Origin of the sequence: Alteromonas sp. M12 (genome assembly GCF_037478005.1) — a bacterium.
Lineage (GTDB): Bacteria > Pseudomonadota > Gammaproteobacteria > Enterobacterales > Alteromonadaceae > Aliiglaciecola > Aliiglaciecola lipolytica_A.
The window spans coordinates 2,137,997-2,160,444 of sequence record NZ_CP144164.1 but is presented as its reverse complement, the minus strand read 5'-3'; the positions used below and the strand labels follow the sequence as shown (position 1 = coordinate 2,160,444).

General features: G+C 40.0%; 12 protein-coding genes. 4 read left to right on the top strand and 8 right to left on the bottom strand.

Translation table 11 applies throughout. The annotated features are described in order from the left end of the window. Positions 1 to 33: 33 nt before the first annotated feature. Positions 34 to 1,731 (bottom strand): aminotransferase class V-fold PLP-dependent enzyme, encoded by a 1,698-nt coding sequence (locus tag VUI23_RS09225; protein WP_303501120.1) that lies wholly within the window; start codon positions 1,729 to 1,731, stop codon positions 34 to 36. A 124-nt stretch (positions 1,732 to 1,855) separates the two neighbouring features. Further along, entirely contained in the window at positions 1,856 to 2,239 is a 384-nt protein-coding gene (locus VUI23_RS09220; RefSeq protein ID WP_216047273.1) for a DUF2750 domain-containing protein, read from the bottom strand. Positions 2,240 to 2,360: 121 nt separating this feature from the next. On the opposite strand from VUI23_RS09220, the gene VUI23_RS09215 reads away from it, so the two are divergent. Next, a complete protein-coding gene (locus VUI23_RS09215; RefSeq protein ID WP_342807974.1) occupies positions 2,361 to 6,653 on the top strand; it encodes a hypothetical protein in 4,293 nt (1,430 codons plus the stop codon). A 190-nt stretch (positions 6,654 to 6,843) separates the two neighbouring features. On the opposite strand, the gene VUI23_RS09210 is transcribed toward VUI23_RS09215, so the two are convergent. After that, the gene (locus VUI23_RS09210; RefSeq protein WP_342807972.1) at positions 6,844 to 7,365 is read right to left on the bottom strand and encodes a hypothetical protein; all 522 of its coding nucleotides are present in this window, start codon (positions 7,363 to 7,365) and stop codon (positions 6,844 to 6,846) included. 216 nt (positions 7,366 to 7,581) lie between these two features. Between VUI23_RS09210 and VUI23_RS09205 the strand changes: the two genes are divergently transcribed. Next, the gene (locus tag VUI23_RS09205) at positions 7,582 to 9,747 is read left to right on the top strand and encodes a tetratricopeptide repeat protein (RefSeq protein WP_342807970.1); all 2,166 of its coding nucleotides are present in this window, start codon (positions 7,582 to 7,584) and stop codon (positions 9,745 to 9,747) included. A 47-nt stretch (positions 9,748 to 9,794) separates the two neighbouring features. On the opposite strand, the gene recD is transcribed toward VUI23_RS09205, so the two are convergent. Genes recD through recC form a run of 3 tightly spaced genes read right to left on the bottom strand, consistent with a single transcriptional unit; the run spans position 9,795 to position 18,681 of the window. Then, the gene (gene recD, locus VUI23_RS09200; RefSeq protein ID WP_342807968.1) at positions 9,795 to 11,675 is read right to left on the bottom strand and encodes an exodeoxyribonuclease V subunit alpha; all 1,881 of its coding nucleotides are present in this window, start codon (positions 11,673 to 11,675) and stop codon (positions 9,795 to 9,797) included. Next, on the bottom strand, positions 11,669 to 15,325 hold the full coding sequence (recB, locus tag VUI23_RS09195) for an exodeoxyribonuclease V subunit beta (RefSeq protein ID WP_342807966.1): 3,657 nt from the start codon (positions 15,323 to 15,325) through the stop codon (positions 11,669 to 11,671). Before recB ends, recD begins: the two co-directional genes overlap by 7 nt. After that, a complete protein-coding gene (gene recC / locus VUI23_RS09190) occupies positions 15,322 to 18,681 on the bottom strand; it encodes an exodeoxyribonuclease V subunit gamma (protein WP_342807964.1) in 3,360 nt (1,119 codons plus the stop codon). The genes recB and recC overlap by 4 nt, the downstream gene beginning before the upstream one ends. Before the next feature lie 171 nt (positions 18,682 to 18,852). Between recC and xthA the strand changes: the two genes are divergently transcribed. Further along, the gene (gene xthA / locus VUI23_RS09185) at positions 18,853 to 19,662 is read left to right on the top strand and encodes an exodeoxyribonuclease III (RefSeq protein WP_216047280.1); all 810 of its coding nucleotides are present in this window, start codon (positions 18,853 to 18,855) and stop codon (positions 19,660 to 19,662) included. Next, positions 19,663 to 20,316, top strand: a complete 654-nt coding sequence (locus tag VUI23_RS09180) for an energy-coupling factor ABC transporter permease (protein WP_216047281.1) — start codon at positions 19,663 to 19,665, stop codon at positions 20,314 to 20,316. Positions 20,317 to 20,375: 59 nt separating this feature from the next. Here the strand turns inward: VUI23_RS09180 and VUI23_RS09175 are convergent, their stop codons facing one another. Together VUI23_RS09175 and VUI23_RS09170 are read right to left on the bottom strand one after the other, a co-directional pair. After that, complete coding sequence (locus tag VUI23_RS09175) at positions 20,376 to 20,939, bottom strand: phosphoribosyltransferase family protein (RefSeq protein WP_216047282.1); 564 nt, start codon at positions 20,937 to 20,939, stop codon at positions 20,376 to 20,378. Between the two features lie 138 nt (positions 20,940 to 21,077). After that, the gene (locus tag VUI23_RS09170) at positions 21,078 to 22,277 is read right to left on the bottom strand and encodes a lipoprotein-releasing ABC transporter permease subunit (RefSeq protein WP_342807962.1); all 1,200 of its coding nucleotides are present in this window, start codon (positions 22,275 to 22,277) and stop codon (positions 21,078 to 21,080) included. Between the last annotated feature and the right edge of the window lie 171 nt (positions 22,278 to 22,448).

The following is a 22,448-nucleotide window of genomic DNA, read 5'->3' as shown; positions in this document are numbered from 1 at the left end:
TTTAGAATTGCTAGCCACAACTAAATCGAACATTTACCTATTTTGATTGGCATAATGTTGGATTTTCTCAATTACCGCAGCAAGACCGTTACCGCGGGTTTCACTAAGATGTTTGTCTAACTGTATATCAGACAAATATAATTTGTAATCAAATGCTGAAACAAATTCAGCGGTTTGGTTTTGAATCGGTTCTAAAATAATCGCTAACAAGCCACGGACTATTTTACTGCTGGCATCCACTTCAAATGCTAAGCGATTTGGCGATGTAGTTTTACACAACAACCATACCTGAGACTCACAGCCAAACACTTCAGAATCAGCTGTTTTTTTATCCTCAGCTAAGCGTTTGAGGGACTTCCCCGCCAACATAATTTGCCGAAAAACCTGATCCCATCCCCGTGCCGACTTAATACTATCCGCCAACACCAAATTATGTGTTGGAATGTTCAACACCAGATTATCAACTTGGCGATTGGCAGTATCAGTGGTTTTATCAAAGGCAGCAGATTTTGCTGAACCTGTGAAGCCTAATTGCTGAATAGCGCTGCTTAACTGGGCCACAAAAAAGTCGATTTCAGCAAAGGTATTGTAACAACTTAACGAAACTCTAATGGTTCCTAAGATGTTCAATGCCTTCATCAATGGCATTGCACAATGATGCCCTACTCTAACCGCAATGCCTTTTTCAGCCAGAACAATACCAATGTCCTGACTATCATGACCTTGCACAGTAAAAGACAATGTAGCAATTCGGTTTACAGGGTCGCCATAAATAGTCACCCCGGATAGATTTTGAATTTTGTCGAGCAAATACTTGATTAAAGCGGCTTCGTGTTGAATGATTTGCGCACGGTTAACATCAATAAAATGTAATGCTTCTTTTAACGCGAGTATGCCTTCAATATGCGGTGTGCCAGCCTCAAATTTTAACGGGCTAGCTTGGTAAGTCGCCGTATTGAATTCAACATTTTTAACCATCTCTCCGCCAGTTAAGAATACCGGAAGACTCTCCAGTGCACTCTGTTTGCCATAAAGTACGCCCGTGCCGGTTGGAGCAAACGCCTTATGACCACTAAACACTAAAAAATCACAATCTAAGTTGTTCACGTCAATGGGTAGATGGGCGATGGCTTGTGCAGCATCGACTAAAGAAATGGCGTTTACAGCTTTAGCTTTGCGTAAAAAGGGCTCAACAGGCTGAATGCTACCTAGCGCATTCGAAACTAAAGCCAGCGCCACAATACACGTATTATTGGTAAGCAGTGCCAGGCCCTTTTCGAGCTCCCAAACACCCAACTCATCAATTGGAATAATGTCGATTTGCAAGTTTTTCTTTTTTGCTAAGATTTGCCAAGGAACAATATTGGCGTGATGTTCTGTGGCCGACAGAAGAATCCGTCCACCAGAGGGAAAGTCCCTTTCTGACAATGATTTAGCAACCAAGTTGATACTTTCAGTTGCGCCTTTGGTAAATACTATTTGCTGTTTTTTTTGTGCGCCGATGAACTGCTGAACATAGCCTCTGGCATCCTCAAACTCAGCCGTGGTTTGATTGGCTAAGGAAAATGACGACCTATGTACATTGGCATTTTTAAACAGATAATAATCTTGAATACTGGTCAGCACGTTTTGCGGTTTCTGAGTAGTTGCCGCATTATCAAAATAGACTAAATCCGCATTCGCTGGATGTTGAAAAAATGGAAACAAATGACGTAGAGAAGTATCTTTCATAGGGGCATTTAATCTGTTGATATCTGTAAAATCGACTGGACATCACCTAACTATTTTTTGTGGGTGATGTCCGCAATTGATGCTAGTTGGACAGAAATATATATGTGGCCATTAGCAAATAGGATTATTCCATTAGTTCGGCAAAACACTCTGTCAGTTCTTTTGCTTCAAGCATGATGCCCTCTTCATCCTCACTCAGCGGAAATACCAGTATCAAAGTTCCGTTTTTTTCCATTCCTGGTAACCACTGCTGTAACCAATCATCTAAAAGTATTTGTTTTGGCTTACAGTCAGGAAAATCATTTTTCTCCCACGCTTTAGCGAAGGATTCACTGGGCCAAATTGGCATGCACGCATCTTCTTCAGCTTGCAGCAATAGCCAACCATTTTCCCCGAACAGCCCCCACAACTCTTTGTTTTCTATCATTTTAGACAACGCATAATCGAAACGCGCTTCAGGCTGTAATTTACTAATAGTGATAAATTCATCCGTAGATAGTTCAGGCATCAGGTTTTCCTTTTTACATCGCCAAAATTCATTCACAGCAAGCCAAATGAACAAAATTTAGCCATTTAGCTTGCAAAATACACAGTTTGATAGCTTAATTATCCTATTAGGGAAAAATATTATGCCACTGGAAACTGTGAAATCTACTATTGCCGTCCCCAATAAAAAAACCTGGGTGTACGGTGTTTTGATTCTGCTGATCTTTGCAGCACTGGGTTATTACGCTCTGTTAAATCAAAAAGATCGTACCGCTAATCATGATTATTATAGAGTGCTTTACGAAGCTTCCAATGAATTTAAAGAAAATTTAAATAAACTGGATAGTATGCACCGATTTAAAGAAGGTGTTTCCTCCATCCGGTCCCTACTCCCGAGTTATACCCGAAAAGCCAATTCGGAACAAAACCTTTTGAAAGCGGATGGGTTTAAATATTCAATTGCGGGGCAAACTCTGCTCGTTAGTACTGATCTAGACGCTAATAATCAAAAGTTCGAAGCGGAATTATCTTTTGAAGACATTCTTCCAAATCCGAAAAAAGGATTTAGCAAATATTTATTCGCTGATAAAGAAGGGAAAGTCATTGCTACCGTCGGTGATGAAAGCACAATCTCCATCGTAGAATTACGTAGTATCAATCAACAAATCCAACAAAAAAACAAACAATTCCAATTTAATTTTAGTGAATCTCAAAAATCGGCAGCAAGCGACACTAACCCGCCCCTTCCAAGCTACAGCAATCATGTGGACATGAAAATATCCTATGGTGATTTCCGCGTATTTGTATTTCCATTCGCGCTGGAAATTCCATTAAAAAAACTGTCAGAAACCTCAGAAGACGGTGCACAGAATAAAATGGTAGAACTGGACAAACTATATTTAGTTGGACTGCTACCACAGAGTAAACTTAGCAACCGAGAAAACAATGATTGGAACCTTTCTTTGCTGGTTGTCACGCTGGTCAGTTTATTGTTCATGTGGTGTCTTCTACGTTTATATTTACTGCCCAAAAACCAATCTATTACTCGCTCATACCGCTCATTAACCGTTGTATCGAGTTATGCTTTTTTTATCGTAATTTTAGCCTTAACTTTAGGTTACATGCAGAAGTCTTTATTACAATTAGAAAAAGATCAAATAGCCTCAGAATACGCTAATTATTTAGATCAAAAACTGCGTAAAGATATTAATCATGTGTTCAGCCGCTTAGAACAATACAAAACGTTTTATGGCGAGATGTTAGCGACACTTTCGTTATTTTCCGAAAATTCACAACCTTATGATAATTACAAAAGTGAAGATCTAGAAGCCTTCAACTTATCCATGAAAAAAGCAATTTTAAGTCTTAATGCAACACCCTGTGTTGAAGGCCGCCCAGCATATTGGTTACCAGGTAGTGCAAGTACCCCCAATAAGACTTATCCGATAACGTATAACTGCTCGGTTGCCCCCGAAAACCCCAATTTTCTAAAAGTAACATTCGATGATCACGCGATAAATGTGATGTTGAATGCGTATAGATCTAACAAAGCCGATCATGTCATATTGGATTTCTATTCTAATAATCAACTACTTGACTTAACTGCAGAGAAATCGTTAAACACCTCGGTTACTCCTGATTTTATTCAAGATCAATCGCATACCATATTATCGGCATTCGCGATCAACAAAGAAGGTAACTCAGTGCTTCCTTCTCTGAACTTTCAAGAGAGTAACGCACTACCGGCAACCTTTAATTTGTCGCACCGAAACTATTATAAAAAAGTCAGAGATCAAAAAGGTTGGGATATTGACAGGATCCCCTCTGCGATTAAAAATAATGAGTCCCCAAATCAATCTAATCTTGATATTCAACCCTCAGAAAAAAATGCGCCTTCCGGCCCGTTTAAGAATGTATATATTCAGCGTTTATTAAATGTCACTAATGGCACTCGTGGTACTACAATCTCAATGCCAATTTCGTCTGCTGATAGTGACAAAACCTATGATTACATTTTGGCCGCAGATGTATTATTACCTTCAATGTCACTGGGACAATCTCCCCCATACGATTTTAATTACATGGTGGTAGATCGCAGCACTGGTGACGTTATATTTCATAATGATTCTAGTCGCTCATTAGTGGAAAATTTGTATTTCTCTGGTGATAACCGCTCTGCACTGAGTAAATGGCTCAAAGCTGGCTTAGACCATTATCCTGAATTAGGCAGGGAACTCATTGAAGGTACCTATCACGGACAAAGTGGTCGATTTGCTCTTTCCAGTACGGTGATAGACAAATGGGCAATAGTCGTATTTTATCCAAATGATAGTTTGCAGACTTTCATGACGAACCAATTTCTTTATGTGATGACCACATTTGCAGTCATCATTGGTTTGATGGTGATAGGAATATATTCGGTACGCCATTTTGTTTGGACAAGTACCTTAAAAGAAAAGCTCAAATTACCTGCCAAACTCAATGTTAGGTTAGTCATGTTGGTCAGCTCGGTGCTCTTTAGCACAAGTTATTGTCTTTACTTCTTAGGGCATAATATCGACACGCTGTTCAGCCATGGGAATGGCTTGAATTGGTCACTTTGGTTACCTGTGGTAGGTTTACTGATTGCGACTATCTTGGTATATCGCGGTTGTTACAATCATTTTTGTTTTCCATACAAAGAATTGAACGATTGCACTTTGGATTCAGCGAAACGTGGCTCCAAACGACTCATTATTGCGGTTCTTATCGCGGTAGGGATTCACTTTTTATATCTACAAAAAACGGCTAGCACACCAGAAAAAACGTTAGATTTTCACTATCAACAACTGGCTTGTAATTGGCTTAATTACGAAAGACAGGAAGTCAATTCAATTGGCTTAAGTCGCTACCCCAACTCTATTACTTCAACTCGAATTACGCCCACTAATTTACTGCCCTTAGATCCAAAGTGGCGAGCACGTTTGACCCGTAAAGATGGGGATTGTCAGAATCACTCTGCGCAAATCCACCCAGACGATTACCCTAGTTTGAGTTCTGTTTTTGGCGCCACCTATTTATGGCAATGGATAAATATTTATATTCTCGATAGAGAACTTGCAGCCAGCTATCAACCCGACTCTGATTTTCGAAGCTATTCCCATAAAATGCCGGGCGGGCTGATCAGCTCAATTGTATTTTACACTGCGCTATTTGCTGTGATTATTTGGGCATGGTTTAGATTCAACACCCAATTATTGTGGAATCGTCTGTATTGCCCTGAGCGTTTTTTGCAGCATATCAATAGAATGACAAGTTCAGTGCAGACATTGCATTTTGAACAACGCAGTCACAACTTAAAAATTGAATGTGACACGATAAAATTAAACGGCATTGGCTTGTCACTTCTGTTACGCAGCATGAATCTTAAGTCGGCGGTTGCTGCAAACGACATGCAAGCAAACCATCTTTTAGCAGGATTTGAAAAATTATTTTCGCTCAGTCCCTGTTTACAAAAATTCAGTGAACAAAGTAGCTTTTTACCGAATTTAAAACTGAATATTATCAATCAAGATCCTAAGAAGATCGCGGTTGAAATTTGGGACATTGAAACCTGCTTAGAAAAAGGTGAATTTAGACAATTGTTGCTCGACTTAATCATGGAGATTAAATCACTGACGTTATCCGGTCAATTAGATAGCTTTACCATTTACACTGGTTTTCACAGCTTGCAACGGGTCAAAATGAAAGACCCCTTAATGCTAGAACAAAGCAGCGTATTGGATCATGCCGAATACCTTTCTTGGGCAGAATGTTTAATGGACTTCATTGTGGTAATTCCTGAAAGCTTTAAACAAGGCATTGATTGGCAAATGTTGAAGGAAGAAGTGGATGCATTTCCAGAGTTACAATTTTTACAACAAGAAGTTGAACAATCAGAACAACTAGAATCTTGGGCGCACATATGGAAACGAGATGAACAACTCAACATTGAAAGCCGCTGGAGTACCATCAATTACATATTGCTTAATGCAGAGGCATTATACCGCTTCAAATGGGAATCTTGCTCCAGCGCTGAGAAACTCGCTCTGCTTAATTTGGCTAAACGTCAAAAACTAAACCCTGCAAATACCCAAATGATTGAACATCTTGCCCTTAACGGTCTGATTACTGTGCGCAAAGGCAATATCGATGTTATTAATCGTAGCTTTAGCCATTTCATCTTGCATGCAGAAACTAACGCGACTCTAAACCAATTGGTTAAACACGGTGAAGAAGGTTTGTGGAAAAGCTATCGACTGCCGTTGGGAGTCATTATTATTTTAATTATTGGAGGTATCGCGCTGACCTCAGGCGAATCTATTTACATCATTGCAGCTTCCATGGCTGGCGTACTAGGCACTATTGCCAGTGTCACCAATAGTGCCAATCTGCTTCGTGGTCAAATGAAAGATTAGTCTCTAAGTAGCTAATGATGAGTAACTAATTAAAACGCGGGACAATCGATAAATAAAGGCTAGCGAAATCATTTGTGTGGGCGTTCCATTAACGGCTAGTTTGCGGCATAAGTTAGCGGCATAAGTTAGCGATAAAACACGAAAAACGCGCAAACTCTGCCGACTTCAGTCTACTGTGGATTGCAGCTCTTTATTGGGTGGATTTCTCATCCCGTTCACTTAAATGCGAAATAGGTGCGTCGCCTATCGTTGGTACAGGTGGCTTAGGATAGTCAGTCCAATAAGTGATATGAAGCTCTAGGTTATTTGCCCAACTTTCATCTCCCCCTTCGGGATACTGTCCCTTAATTAATGTTTTCACATTCATATTAGGAAGTTGCAGTTGGGATTTATCAGAATCACTGGTTTCGAGACCTTCAGCTTTGGCAAATTCAGTAAATTGCCCCCAGTAATTGCTATTGTCAGCGTTCTCGCCCTGCGCGCTATCATTTGTAACAGATAATGCAAATTTGCAGGCAACACCATATTGGAACAGGGACATCCAAGGTTTTTCGGGGGCTCCTTGATCGTGCAGCTCTTTTTGCTGAACTGGCGTTCGATATCCTTCAACGAGTGTAATCGGAACATTTTTTTGTGTCAGATGCGTAATCAAATTTTGTACTTTTTGTCGCATTATCGGGTGTAAATTTTTTAAGACGGTATTGAGTGTCATGGTTGTTTTCCTTCTATTCCTTCTTTATCTATTTGTTTTTTAAATAAACGGAAATATTTAGTCGAATACTTATCCAATACTTCAATAAATCACTTTGAACATCATTACTTTACACGTAATCTCTATAGTTGCATATTTTTTAAACAGCTTGGTTTATACTTTGAAAAAACTGTTTTTTTTAAGATCCGCAAGGCATCATCGTTAAGAGGAAACTGAATGAGTAGCTTTATTGCTGAGTTAAGACGACGCAATGTATTCAATGTCATAGCGGGTTACGCTGTCATTGGCTGGTTAGTCATGCAATTAGCCGTGGTGTTGGAAAGCGCATTACACTTACCAACTTGGTTTGACACGATCGCAACAATCCTAGTGATAATTGGCTTTCCTATCGCGGTTTTACTCGCTTGGATTTTTCAATTTACGCCTAAAGGTTTGGTTCGTACCGCAAAAAACCCCGCATTAAGTAAAGCGGCTAATTCTAAAAATACGATTACTATTTTTACATTAACTGGGGTAATTAGCGCTGGACTGATCACGCTGATGTGGATGCATTTAGGAAAAAACACATTAGTCGATGAAAACCGAGAAATCACTCAGCAAACAAGCAACGCAAATGTTGAAGTCGTTACCAGCTCTGCGACTCAGTCGATTGCAGTTTTGCCATTTGATGATTTTTCAGCAAGCAATGATCAGGGTTATTTTGGGCATGGAATTTCTGAGGAATTACTTAACCTATTAAGTCGTATCAAAGGCTTACGAGTTGTATCGCGCACCTCATCTTTTGCCTTTGTGGATACAGATTCGACCGTAAGTGAGATTGCTAAAGAACTGAAAGTCGCACATATTTTAGAAGGAAGTATACGTAAATCTGGCAATACTATTCGCATCACAGCTCAACTGATCAATGCACAAACTGATGAACATATCTGGTCTGAAACCTATGATCGTCCTTTGTCAGCGCAAAATTTATTTGCAGTACAAGACGAAATAGCCAGTAAAATAATCCAACAACTCAAGGGTAAGTTAACCGTAGTGCCGTTAAAAGATTCTGATAAAACCTTGTCTTTAGAAGCCTACGAGCTTTATTTGCAAGCCCGCGAAAATCAGAAATTACGCTCGCCAGAAAGTCTAGCCCTAGCAGTTCAAAAATTTATTAAGGTCATTGATTTAGATCCAAATTTTGCACATGCCTATTCAGGTTTATCAGACACTTATTTGCTGATGGAAGCTTATGCCGGCTTAGATAAACAAGCATCCCGAGACAAAGCATCCCCATTAGTTGCCAGAGCACTTGAGTTAGCGCCTAATTCTGCAGAAGTGCTAGCAAGTGCAGCATACCTAGCAAAAGATAAGAATACTGCCGCGTCCATCAAACAAGCCCAACAATATGCGACACAAGCCATCGAGGCGAATCATAATTATGCTAATGCATACTTTCTTTTAGGCGGTATTTTGTGGGAACAAGGCAAGCTCGATGAAGCAATAGAGCAGTACAAAAAAGCGAGACTACTGGATCCACTTTCTAACAATATTTTAAGTAATCTTGCGCGTATTTATTTATCCGTTGACGATAGAGTGAACAGCAAAATCATTGGCGACGACTTAGTGCGATTGCACCCTACCCAACCTTTTGGTTACAGTGTTTTAGCCGATCTTGCTTTTAAAAGTGGGAATTATTCGCAGGCTCATAGCATGTTGCAAAATGCCTATACCCTTAACCAACAAAGCACGAGTATCAACAGAAACCTGGCTAGGCTATATAATTTAGTCGGCTTATACCAGCATGCGCTTTGGTATAACGCTAGTCCTACTAGCCAAGTCTGGCACGGCATTTACACAGATAATCTAGGATTGGCGGCCGAGCAGTTAGCAAAAGTCACAGACATGACAGATATTGCATGGTTTTTATATTATTTACGTGACTATGAGAAAACCAACCAAATTGTGAACGCTTATATTGAGGCCTATAAGTTGCTCGACAGGCCCATCGAAAGTGCGGCAAGTGCAGACTTTATAATTGCACTTGCGCAAACTCGTCAAGCACTGGGAGAAAATAATGAGCAACTGTTAAGTATGCTAAAAGAATACTTAACTAACAAACCCACTCAACAAGTAAGTAACTTAAATGAAATAAAACAACGTATTTTGTTTGCCACTCTTACCGGCAACCATCAACAGAGTTATAAATGGTTAGAACGGATGAGATCATTGGGCTATATAATGACTTTTATCGATCCTATTTTTGATGAGATAAAAAGTATTGCTGAATTTCAAAACCAACAACAAGATATGCTTGAACTAAGGGATAAGTATCAATCGCAAATTAAAGCACAATTGCGCACACCTAACCCCTTATGGATAGTTCCTCCTAGCGATATTTAGGACAACTTCATCGTGCTAACTCTTAGCCCGAAATAGCACTAAAAAACCTAACTTGACAAGCGTTGCGCCAAGCCACTACTTCTTAAACAGACATTATTTATACAAGCTTGCAGGCTCTCTTTGTGACTGTATAACACAAACTTTTCCCGTGCACGGGTAAGGCCAGTATAAAACAATTCTCGGCTTAATCCTTTGGCTGACGGATTTAAGTTTACGTCGGGCAAGCACAGATATACCTGATTAAATTCAGAACCTTGGCTCTTGTGAATGGTCATGGCATACACAGGTTGATGTTCAGGCAACCGGCTTAACAATACACCTTTGTAACCACCTTCTGCGGTCTTGAACCACGCTTTTTTTAATTCTCGATTTTCAGGATCCGGCATTACTATCCCCACATCACCGTTAAATAATCCTAAATTATGATCGTTACGGGTTAACATTATTGGTCGGCCTATGTAGTCTTTTTCATCCATTGAAATAAAACCCTGACGATCTAATTCCCGAGTAACTTGATAATTGATGTTATCCACTCCCCACTCACCGGATTTATGGGCGCATAAAATTTGTTGATTTAATAAATAGCTGAAACCTTGTTTTAAATCCCCTTGATTTACTGACAAAAAATAGGCTTTTAATTGACTAGCGTATTGCCGCGCGAATACTTGTACATTGCCATCTTGATGCCAAGTTAAGGTGGCTTGTTCGGTATCAGTGAGTATCGATAAAACAGCATGGGCATCACCTTCAATAACTTGTTCCGACAACAAACCGATTCCACTTTCTGACGAGAATCTGTGACTTTTTCGCAATTTAACTAAGCAGTCCGCGATGGGACTAGTTCCACGACTTTCAGGTCGTTGGGGAATATTTTGGTCACATATGCGAATAATCTGTTGCGCGGTATGCAATGAATATTCAGGGTATGCTTTACTCAATAACGCGGAGTGACAAATATCGGATAAAACACTGCCAGTCTCAACCGAAGAGAGTTGATTGTGATCTCCTAACAACACGACTTTTGTGTTGATGGGAATCGCACTAAGCAGCCTATACATCAATGGTAAATCTACCATCGACGCTTCATCAACAATCAATGCATCCACATGCAATAAATTTTCCGCATTGTGCCTAAATTCAATTTGTCCCGGTTGACTTCCTAATAGTCGATGAATTGTACTGGTTTGTAGATTTAATCCCGTTTTGTAGTTATCCGGCAATGATTCTCGCGCTGACACTATAGATTCAGTCAGCCGTGCTGCTGCCTTGCCCGTTGGCGCAACGAGTTGTACTTTGAGCTCTTTTCCGTTGGCGCGTTGAAGGGCAAACAACAAGGCTAATAACTTGGCAACTGTGGTTGTTTTACCTGTGCCGGGCCCTCCGGTTATAAGGCTAAAATTACGTGTCGCTGCAATCCCAACCGCCACTTTCTGCCAATCGATTTCGGTTTGATTTTGCCCCTCAGGAGCACTAAATAATTCATCAACAATAGGTCTTGCGACGTCGCTAGACACTGTCGTTTCTACTGCTAACTTTTGTTGAATGATTTGGGTTAAACCCATCTCATATTGATAGTATCGCTGCAAATAAATGGCATTTTGCGCGAATATTAATGGTTTTCGAGGATCTTCAACAGGGTTCGAAGAAATACAATAACTTGCATGAATAGCCTCAATTACCTCATTAATACTCGAAAATCCGAGTAATTTAATTTGCTTGAAAGTAAGCTCATGTAAATTTAAACAACTGTGTTGCTGACTCAAACGTTGACTCACTAGACCTGAAAGCAGCGCTATGTTTTGGCTAAGATGGCTTTCCTGCTGAAAAATAAAATGCGCAAAAGCACTATCAAGGTTAGAAAGGCCCATAGCGCTAATTTGACGCTCACAATTAGTATAAAAGTGCGTATCGAGAAGACTATTTACCATAAATCCATTTGCTCCTGACTGGTACTTTGTGGCGCAGCAAAAGAGTCTATTTCCTCTCCTTGAAACAACTTATCAAGGGATTCAATTATGACTTTCTCTGGTTTATAGAAGTAAATTCCGCTGCCTGGGTAATGCTCTGACATTCCCCGTAAGAACAAGTAATATGCGCCACCGACATGCTGATCATAATCATAATCAGCTAACTTACTTTTCAAGAATCGATGTAAAGCTAAAACATAGAGCAAAGACTGCAAATGATAATCGTGCTCCACCATGGCTTTTTGCATTTTATCTTCGGCATAGTCAGCATAATCAGGACCTAAGTAATTAGATTTATAATCGGCAACGTAAAAACGGCCATCTAAGCAAAACGTTAAGTCGATATAGCCTTTTAGCATGCCGTGCAATTGGGTAAATTGATATTGCCTTTTACTGGTTTTAAAAACCTTATTAATCAATTGATTAAAAGGTGCTGCTTGCACCGAATTTAAAGGTAGATGGAACTCCATTTCAGGACAAACTTGGTCCTTGGTTAACGATGCCAAGGTAAAAGTCGTGTTAGTATTTTTGCTATGAGTGAGCACAATACTGGTGTTTAGCACGTCTTTTAGCCAGATTTCCACTGTTGCATTCCACTGCTCATCAATACCAAACCAACTGCGTTGCTGTTCAATCACTTGAGAAAGCTGGCTAGGCTGTTGAAAATCAATATTTTCTAACACGCCGTGTAGGAAAGAACCGGCTTGCGCGCCTCGAGTAAACTCAAATCGACTTAAATTATCTTGCGCAGAATCGAGTTCCACTTCCACCTCTTGGGCTGAAAAAGTTGAATCGAGTTGATTTATGGTTTCGCTTTCGTCGGTACCAGGTTGCTCATGCTCAACATGAAATTGATTGCGAGCAATCGCAGAATAGCTCGTTATCCGCCAGTTAGCATCGATTGGCGTTTCAATGATATTGACTGCCAAGGAGGTATCTAAAGTTAATTTATCAGGTCGGTACGGTAATATCTCCGGTTCAATATGCACTGCGGTGTATCCGATATCCCCATACTCTGCCAAGCTCTGAATTCGCTGGCCGATAAAACTATTGGTTGGTTCAATATTTTCTAACGAAAGCAATTTCCCTAAAGCAGTGTGAAATAATCCAGAAACAGATTGGCTTTTTCCCAAAGCAGGATTCCAAATCCCAACAAAACAGTTGTAAACAGCGCGAGTAAGTGCCACATATAACAACCTTGTATCTTCGGCTAAACGTTCAAAATCTGCTTTTTCTAAATTTTCAGGAGTGTTTTCAAAATCCATGGTCAAGTGAAAATCTTGATCATGAAATAGCGCTTCCGATGCGGCTTTATAAGAACACCCGAAAGGCACAAAGACATAGGGAAACTCTAGCCCCTTAGATGCATGAATGGTAATAATTTGAACTAAATTGCCGTCGGTTTCTAAACGTAGTTGATGGGCTTCATTATTATGATCTGGCTGCTGTATTTGTTGCCCCAACCAATACAACAATTGATTATCACCTGGAGTGATAACACTTTGTTGCTGCAACATTTCAACTAAATGCCTTAGATCAGTTAAACGTCGCATGCCATCGCTAAAATGCGTCATTAATCCAGTAAACACGTGAAAATGCTGCATAACTCGATTGAGCGCCATCATAATACCAAAGCGTTGCCAGTGTTGCTGCCAAGTAACAAACAGCTCGACTATTTGCTGCCAAGCTGATTCACTGGTAAATAACTGATCCAACTCTACGCTATTGAAGCACATTAGTTCACTGGTCAATGCTGCTTTAATCCGCCTTTCGTCAGAAGGGTTGACCAATGCATCTAGTACACGATACAAGTCCATGGCTGTTTCCGTGGCGTACACGCTATGGCGAACCAAAAACACACTGTCTACACCTCGAGATGCCAATGCCTGCTTGATTAAGTTTGCTTCATTACGATCTCTAACGAGTACACAGCAATCTTTGGCTACAACGTCGCGTTTTAGTTGCTCTAATTCTGTTTGTACATTTAATTGACCGTGCTGCAATAGGTCAACAATAATATTTGCCGTATGGCCGGCCAAATTAGTCTTTGCATCTTTATTCCCAATAACATCTTTAGCACCATGTAGATGATAGAAATTTAAACTGGCATACCGACTTTCATTCGCTTCCAAAAAAGTGGACTTAGATGCAGCCTCTACGGAAAAAAATGGAATCGCTTGCTCAAACAAAAAGCCCTTATCGCTTTTTGCAAACAATTGGTTTACCGCTTCGACCAAAGATTGCTGTGAGCGCCAGTTTGTCGCTAACGTAAACTGCTTTTCACTGCCGATTTGCTGCTTAGCTTGAATATAGGTGTATATGTCAGCACCACGAAACCCATAAATAGCCTGTTTAGGATCACCAATCATGATTAACGAATAGGATAAATCAGGATTTTCTTGCAGTGGATAAACTTGGCTAAACACATTCAATTGGCAATGATCGGTATCTTGAAACTCATCAATCATTGCGGCTGGATATTGTTTGCGGATCAGATCGGCTAAGGTTTTGCCATTTTCTCCCATCAAGCCATCATTTAAACGAGTTAGCAAATCATTGGGTGACAATTTGCTGGTGCGCGCTTTAAACGCTTCTAGATTTTTCCGTACTTGCAAAAGTGCCGTGTTTTGAACTGCATTACGCAGTGCTGTCACAAATGAATGTCGTAACATCTCTGTTAATTCAAAACGCTTAAAATTTAAATCGCTTAAATCTGGACTGGTTTTAGAACGTGCTTTTTCCACTTTTTCAGGAAAAAAGTCGATCCAACCTTTATCAAACGGGCAGATAACTGAATCACTTTGACAGAAATCATCCATTACCCGGTAGATATCTGGCTTACCCAGTTTAGTATTGCCCTTGAGCTTAGCTTGTTGCAATTGGGCCGACACATTATGCTGCAGCCACCAGCTTTTTAGGCTGTTTGTACTGTCGATTAGTTGTTCTAATAATTGATTCGCATGGCTCAACGTAAGCTGTTTACTGGGAATGAATTCCCGCTCTAAAATCCCCCTCAACGACTTTATTAAAGGTTCGGGGCCTGACCAAATACTACGCACATACTGAACCATAGTTTCCGATAAAGGCACGATTTCACTGCGCCAAAAATCTTCAACTGCTTGTTGTATCCAAGTAGATTGGTCTAACTCTAGCTGTTCGTCAAAAACACTGCCACTGGCAAATGCGTGTTCAGACAACATCCGTTGACTAAAGCCGTGAATAGTAAAAATTGCTGCTTCGTCCATTTGTCGTGAGGCCAACAACAAGGTTTCGCAAGCCAGAGCCATATCAGCCGTATCATCGATTAACTTTTGAATAAAACCATCGCTACTGTGGCCTTGATAAAAGTCCAAATAAGCACTGTGCAAACGTCGTTGAATTCGTTGTTTTAGCTCTGCCGTGGCTGCATTTGTAAAGGTCACAACTAAAATCTGTTCTACTCCCAACCCTTGACGCTGGTCGGATTTAGTTAAATTCAAGCCCTCACTTTGATGCCCAAGCAACAAGCGTAAATACAAATTAACAATGGTATAAGTCTTACCTGTGCCGGCGCTAGCTTCGATTAGCGAAGCGCCTAAAAGTGGGTAGCTGTAGGTATCAAGTTGCTTCATTTAGATACCTTATAATCGAATATTGGCGCAAAAATCATTTCGCTCAATTGTTTAAATTCGGCAAAGTTAGCTGACAAATCAGGGCACACCCGATGAATATTGGTCTCTTGACCTTCTCCTGAGCTAAAAATAGTGCCATTAAACTCAGCTAAGGTTTTATCTATATCTTGAGTTTCCAGCCATTTTTTTGCGCTATTGGCAAAAAACAAAGGGGGTTTATTAAGACCAGAGGCAAATACATCGAATAGAATATTTAAATATTCTATTGCTTGGGCTTGAGGTACAACAGTCAATTCTAATGGTTTCTCAATATTAAGATATCGAGCGACACCACTTTTTCGCTCCGATGATGCGCAATAACATAGCCATTTCAACCATAATTCAATCATATCTTTACCACGTATTTTACCGGCTCGATATAACACTAAATCTGTACCGTAGATCTGTTTTAGCCAACCTTGTATAGAGCCGTTTTCTAGGGCTTGGTCAACCTCTACCAAGCTTGCTTTTTTGGCTTTAATATTCTCTATCAATTGATTACGTAGACTCTCAGATGAGCGCCAAATTTGATTGAAACTTAATGGGCCAGCAGCACCGGTGGGCAACTTGCCTTGTGCCAAATAATCCTGATAGAACTGTTGTTGGAAGGCTTCTTCGTCCATTTGAAGTTTTAACATACTATCTAAAATAGTGTCGTTTAATTGAAACCGAGTTAATGAATCTATATCAAAAGGTTCTTCATCGACTAACTCATTAAAGTAAAGTGACAAACTGGTGCGCCAACGTTGGCGAAAGAAAAATTTGGGCGGATTCTGGAAAAAGGCGATTAAATCGTTCAATTCTACAATGAGTTCATTATCTTCCAGTTGACTTGGCAAGGTTTCAGTAAAAAAATGGGCATCTAGATTTTCAGACATTTGTGCATTCAGTACTTTTAACCAAATTGGTTGATAACTCTGTAAATTGTTGGATTTATCAAAATACTGTTTTGAAAATGGCTGCAGTCCATGGGGTTGCATTAAATGCTTGCTTAGTTGTTGCTGGGTCTGTTCAACCGGCAGGCTTAATGTGTCGGCTACACAAAATACCTGTTGGCAGTAATCCAATAATTCGGTTACTAAAATAGACGGATTACGCTCTGAATTATCACGACTACTATTACCAAGAAAGCTGACATATAACTCTTTACGTGCTGATAAAATGGCTTCTAAAAATAGATAACGATCATCCATTCTGCGGGAGCGATCGCCTCTGCGATTCTGGGTTTCACGCATTAAATCGAAGCCAATTGGCACAGTCTGCCGCGGGTAGTCCTGGTCATTCATCCCCAACAAACAAACTATTTTGAAGGGAATACTACGCATCGGCATTAAAGTACAAAAATTAACTTTACCGGCTAAAAACCGCTGCCCTACTCCTTTGTCTTGCAAGCGCTGTGTCAATTCCGCAACAAATACATCCTGACAAACGTTTTGATTAAACTGGTTTATATGATCTTGCATACTTTCCAATGCTTGACGCAATTGGTTTAAATAGACTTGTTCGTTTTCATCAACTGAATAAATTAATTCTATGAACGACAAACTTTGTTGTACCTTGTTATCTAAGGTGTCGCTTTGTAAGCAAAATTTCAGCACCTTTTGCAGAAGCAAAGCAAATTGGTACAACTTACCTAACGCAATAGCTCTTTGCCCTTCGATATCTTTATAGGGGGCAATTGGAAGATCTTCAGACACTCTACCTGTGAACAAAAATTCACCGCTCATGGCGTAGCCAGATAACAATCGTTCGAGCGCAAAAATTAGCGTATTTTGAGATTCTTCAGGTACTGCCCAACGAGTTTTATCATCGCCGCTTAATCCCCAACGAAAACCAACTTCAATTAACCAATCTCGAATATCTTCGTATTCGCTGGCAGAAATATCAAAGCATTTTTGAATTGCGGGGATTTCTAAAAATACTAATATTTCAGATAGACTTATTCGACTCTGATGTAAATTGAGTAGATTAATAAAGCTTTCAATAATATGTGATTCTTGCGCTGCATTACGGTCTGAAATTCCATAAGGAATAAAGAGTTCCGACTCCGCACTACCAAACACCCCATCGATATAGGGAGCATAGGCTGCGACATCGGGCATCATCACCACTATATCTGACGGCTTTAGTTGTGCATCTTGCGAGAAATGGCTCAGCAAATGATCATGTAACACTTCCAATTCTCTGACTTTCGAGTGACAACTATGAATTTGCACCGATTTGTCATCTTCTGATATCTCTATTTTTGGAAATTCCACACCATTGGTTAACAGTTCATCGGCTGACAACGGCGGTTGAGTATCGCGCATTGTTAACTCATACATTTCATGTTGTAACCAACTTAATAGCGTATCAGGTTGCACCTCGACAAATATATCACTCGATTCTGCACTGCTAGCCAACAGCATTTCCAAGTAATCACGCCCTGGTTTCCCCCAACTCGCCAATAAAGGATTGCCAACGTCGAACAATGCACTGCGCTCAGATTGGGTATCGCCTTCTTTCAATTTATGCCGGCTCAAGGTATTTTCATCCACAATGTCACCCCAGAAGTGTTGACTCGGATTACACCAGAATAAAAATACATCGCGATGCGCAGCCAATGCTTCAAATACGTCTAATTGCTGCTGTGGCAAAGTAGAAATGCCAAACACGTATAGCGGTTTTTGCTCCTTAGCTGGCTCACTTTCTGCTATTTTTTGCAGTAACTGGGCATGCAAGTTCGCTCGATGATAGACAGATTCGCCCAGCTTACGAGTTTGCGCCACCAGCGCTCGCCATAATATTGGTTGCCAAAGATGTGACGTGATGAGTCTACCATCAACGCTATTTTCACCCGTTTCCCAAAGATTAATCCACTCAGGACGATAGACTTGATATTGATCGAACACATCTGCAATTTTTTGACATAGCTGATAGAACTTTAACTCGCGGTCCCCGTTGAGATATAGCTTTATCTCAGTAAATTCAGGCGTGTCTAAAAAGCCCTCGAGAATACTCATTAACTTCCAAACCATATTAGGCTTAGTGAATGCAGAAGTTTCAGGTAAATCATTAAAAAAGTATTTATATTGCTGCCAAATATAGCTTGATGGCAGTGGAAATTCGATGTTGGCTGCTACCCCTAAGGTTTCGGCAATGGCAATTTTAATCCATTGCGCCATTCCTGGGCTTTGCACAATAATAGTTTCTGGGACGAGTAACGCCGACAAATTGCCTTGTGCTTGAGGTGAATTTTGAGAAGGCTTTGGTGATAACTTGTCTAACAAATCAGCCTGTAACACTTCCATTTTATTTGACTGAATTAAATGCAGCACTCAACACCCTCTTCCTTACTTTTTCATGTTTATTAGGATCATGGTAGCGCGTTTAATCCAGTTCCAGCAAACACAAATATCAGCTTTATCGAAACTACTGATTATCTTTATTTTCAACTAAGTAGCTTTGTTTGTTAGAATCACCGGCAAAATTTAGTCGATGAGAAAAACATGAAATTTATATCATTTAATATAAACGGTATTCGAGCGAGGCTGCATCAATTGCAAGCGCTTATCGAAAAACATCAACCAGATGTTATTGGACTACAGGAAATAAAGGTGCATAACGATCAATTTCCTTTAGAGGATGTTGCCGCTATGGGGTATCACGTTTATTTTCACGGACAAAAAGGTCATTACGGTGTGGCAATGTTGTGTAAAGAACAGCCTAGCGACGTGCAGTACGGATTCCCTACAGATGATGAAGAAGCGCAACGACGAATGATTATGGTGACATACCCATTACCCAACGGCGAAAGTGTGCGCGTACTGAATGGATACTTCCCGCAAGGTGAAAATCAAACCCACGAGACCAAATACCCAGCAAAACGTAAATTTTACCAAGATTTAATGGGTTACTTAAATGATAATCACTCACCTGATGAAAATGTCATTGTCATGGGCGATGTGAATATTTCGCATACAGATTTGGATATAGGAATTGGTGAAGAAAACCGTAAACGTTGGTTAAGAACGAAAAAATGTAGCTTCTTACCTGAGGAGCGTGAATGGTTAAATACACTGTTTGACTGGGGTTTCGAGGATGGCTTCAGAACATTAAACCCTGACGGCGGCGAGCAATATAGCTGGTTTGACTATCGTTCTAAGGGATTCAATGATAATCGTGGTTTACGCATAGATTTAATTTTATCCACATCAAAGTTGCACGAAAATCTGAAAGAAGCGGGAATCGACTATGAACTTAGAGGAATTGAAAAGCCTTCTGATCATGCACCTATTTGGGCAACTTACGAGTTTTAAATGTTTGAATTAACCTTCCTTCAAATCTCAGCATGGCTGATCTATTTACTCGGTATAGTGTTTGTTCTAACACGAGTATCTTTTGTGCAATTTAAGCACAATAAAAAGCTCCAACATTTAGTGCTGGGCTCGTCCGTTTCAGTATTCGGTTTATGGCTTTTCCGTGTAGGCGTAGAGCCAGGATTGGATGTACATTTTTTGTGGCTCACAGCAATGACCTTGCTGTTAGGCTTGCGTTGGGCTTTATTAGCAGGGTTTTGTACCCTGCTAGTGTCTACCGTAGCCGGATACGATAGTTGGCAGATGTTTGGAATCAATGGTGTATTGGGGATCAGTATTCCCATTGTCACCAGTTATTTGATTTATAACTTTTCGTTTCACAAATTACCTAGGCACTTTTTTGTCTATGTGTTTGTCTGTTCATTTATTGCTGGCGCGGCGATGATCGCTGTAAAAATGTTGCTACTATCTGGCTATTATTATGTGGATGGCATTTATGACGCAGACACACTTTATGACTCTTACTTACTGTTAATTCCTTTATTACTAATGTCTGAAGGTATGCTCAATGGTTGGACAATGACCATATTGGTTATTTATAAACCAACCTGGGTGTATACTTTTTATGATAAACATTACTTACTAGGTAAATAATTCAGTAGGATTAAAAAAGGGCGGATACATTTATCCGCCCTTTTAAATATAATTTCGACTTATTTGTCGAACAATATGTCGTGAACATTCTTCAAATCAGTTTTGCCTTCAATGATCTCATCAGGAGTCAGTCCTGAGATTTCATGCGGGAAAACCAACCATTCATCACTTTCGTGAATAAAGTAATCAGGTACCATTTGAGTTTTGTTATTTTCCGGTTTGTAATACGGACAAGCAACACGAATATCTTCTGGCATATTCAGCCTAGAAAGCTTTTTAATTTGTTCTATTAGCGCATTTACACTGCGCCCAGAATCAAAAACGTCATCCACAATCAGTAAGCCATCGCTGGCATTAGCATTTTCAATCAAGTAATGCAGTCCATGTACCTTGATTTCTTTAGATTGTTTATCGATTCCATAATATGACGATGTGCGCACCGCAATATGGTCTGTTTCAACTTTTTTATAATCAAAATATTCTTGAACGGCGATACCTATGGGAGCTCCCCCACGCCAAATACCTACAATAAATTGCGGACGAAATCCGTCTTGATACACCTTTGCAGCCAAACGAAAAGAGTCTTCCAACAATTTCTGTGCAGTAATATACGTTTTTTGCATTAATTAACCTTAATTTACAAATACTCAAAAAGCACTTCTGTTAAAACCTATGTGTTTTTGAATATGATTTTTCTATGTTTTGCCAATTATAGCGAAAGCATTCGATAAAGTGTTGAGAAATCCATTTCAATTTATACCTTACTCGTATTTCAGTGCCTCAGCGGGTTGCACCCTTAACGCTTTATATGCCGGATAAAGGGTAGCAACAAAACATAAACCAATGGATAGCAATACCAGAGAAACGATTTGCTGCCATCGAATATCAACTGGCAAACCTTGCCCATCCCCCACAGCTATCGGCATCCCTAAAACATTTAAAATAGTATTTAATTGTGTCACCAACAGGATCCCACAAATCAAACCGATGACCGTACCTTTAACTCCGTTGTACAACCCATTGATCAAAAAGATAGTAATGATGCTAGTTCCGCGCATTCCTTGGGTACGCAAAATAGCGATATCCCCCCTTTTCTCTGTGACCACCATCACAAGTGCTGAAACTATGTTAAATGCAGCCACTGCAATAATTAGCAACAACATCAATGACATCATGTTTTTTTCCATTTTTACGGCGTCAAATAAGGGCCCTTGTCGAACCCTCCAATCAACCGTTGGCAGATCAATTTGTTGCTCAACTTTTTGATATTGAAAAGCATCATCTAGAAATAAACGAGTTTGTTGCAATTTATCCACTGATTTGCGCAATAGTTTGGCATTATCTTGAATATCGATATACACCACTTTATCGTCCAATTGTGAGGCCAAATCAAACAGTCCAACGACACTAAACAACCGCTGACTAGGCATTCTTCCCATTGGAGAATATGAACTTGCTCCTGCCGATATCAAACGTATCTGATCACCAGGGCGAATACTCAATTTGCTGGCTAAAGCTCTGCCCATGATAATATTGTATTGGCCCGTCTTTAATTGACTAAACTGCCCAAAAATCATATTTTCAGCGACAATAGAATGCTGTTGCATAAATTCAGCGTCTACTCCATGCAGCAGCACTCCTTGTATCCCTCGGCGTGATTGCACTATACCTTCACTTTCAATAATAGATGTTATGGACTCAACACCTTCAATTTCAGCCAACTGTTGTATTTCAGTAGGAGTTGACGCACGGGTATCTGCCACTATGTGAGGGGTAATACCTAACATGCGATTTTTCAACTGCAATTCAAAACCGTTCATTACCGAAGACACGGTGATTAGCGCAATTAACCCTAGCGCGATTCCTACCACTGAAAATAAGTTAATGAAGGCAATAAAATGACTACTTTTACTGGCTCTTGCGTATCTAAGGCCGATAAAAGTGGAAACTGGATAAGACATATATGAGTATTAAGCCTTTTGGGGAATTAATTAAACCAATATCTATTGAACACAATAATTACCCTTTGGCTATTCATTGTGGACGATAAACTGGCATAATACGTGTTTGAGATCAGCTAAACAAGAAACAAAATAGCATCACTTTGTTAAACTACAATCAAAGACTTACTG